The sequence below is a fragment of the Aeromonas aquatilis genome (assembly GCF_054052405.1).
On the sequence record NZ_JBSTYP010000144.1, the window covers coordinates 1 to 1,169 of the forward strand.

Genomic DNA, 1,169 nt, shown 5'->3' on the forward strand with positions numbered 1-1,169 from the left:
CCTTGTCAAAGCGCCCATCAGCGTGACGTCCGGAGTTGTTGCTCGGGTTCTGGCCTGAGCCAGCTGATGGCTGTGTGGATGAAGCTGACTTTCCCCCTGGTCCTCTTTTCCCTTTTTCCTCTCCCTCTTTGGCTTTGTTCTCATTGCGCATGGCGTGCGCAGTTTCATCCAAATTGCGCACGTTTCCCTTGGATAATTGCGCACGATTTTGCGCACTGCGCACACAGGGCTGCGCAATTTTATCGTCAGGCTTCGCAGCACTGACCTTGATATAGCGCCTGGCAGACTGGTAATTCATCCCCTGCTGCTCACACCATGCCTTTGGGCTGATGCCAGTCTTGGCATAGGCGCTTTGATACTGAGCGGCCAGGCTGCTCCAATCGGTCTTTGCCATTTAGAGAGACAGCTCGCCTTCAACGATGGTGTCCCCAGGTACCGGCTCATGAGTTGCCGCAACCACAACGCAGACACCAGAGGAAAGAACAACCAAGGCCTTGCCTCCATCGTAATGCTCTACGCAAGCGATGACCCCAGTCACATCGATCCCGTTTACCATTCCACCACCCCAGTTCATCCGCATCACCGTTCTCCCTTCCCCAGAAAGACAAACCCCGCCTTGATATGGCGGGGTTTCATGGTCCTTGCTGCTGGAGAGCATCATAGGCTCGTTCACAGGCTAGTCCTGATGCGCGAGCGCGGTCATACGCTGCTGCCAGCTCACCCGCTCTTTCATCAGCCCGGCTGAGCAGGTCGGCGAGCACCATGGCAGGCTCTGTGGCTGACGAGCCTCCTTGGGCAGTACCGGGATTGCTGGCGCACTGACTTGCTCTGGCTGCCAAGCGGCGGGCTTGTTCGCGCAACCGGCCAGACTCAATACCAGCAGCAGCGGCATCAGCTTGTGCCTGGGCGATTTCTTCTTGTGCATGGTCTCTCACCTCATCAATCTCAGCCTGCCGGCGTTTCTCTTCTGCACGGGCGTCCTGCTCAGCCTTGGTCCGGGCAATAGCTAGGCGAACAGCCTCTTCATCCCACTTTGCCTGCCAGGTCTTACGCTCCCCCGCCTCACCTGCAGAGTGGCCTGACTGGTACAGCGCGATTCCGCCACCGGCCAATACAGCAATCAGCAAAGCACCGGCCAGAAATGGCAGCGCTCTGCTTTGCGGGAACAG

General features: G+C 57.9%; 2 protein-coding genes and 1 pseudogene. All 3 read right to left on the reverse strand.

Annotated features, from left to right (window positions below; genetic code table 11):
• A pseudogene (locus ACW5W8_RS23685) lies at positions 1–394 on the reverse strand (terminase); the annotation flags it as partial.
• Complete coding sequence (locus tag ACW5W8_RS23690) at positions 395–673, reverse strand: hypothetical protein (RefSeq protein ID WP_241462270.1); 279 nt, start codon at positions 671–673, stop codon at positions 395–397.
• Positions 674–676: 3 nt separating this feature from the next.
• Positions 677–925, reverse strand: a complete 249-nt coding sequence (locus ACW5W8_RS23695) for a hypothetical protein (RefSeq protein WP_498630865.1) — start codon at positions 923–925, stop codon at positions 677–679.
• Positions 926–1,169 lie beyond the last annotated feature (244 nt).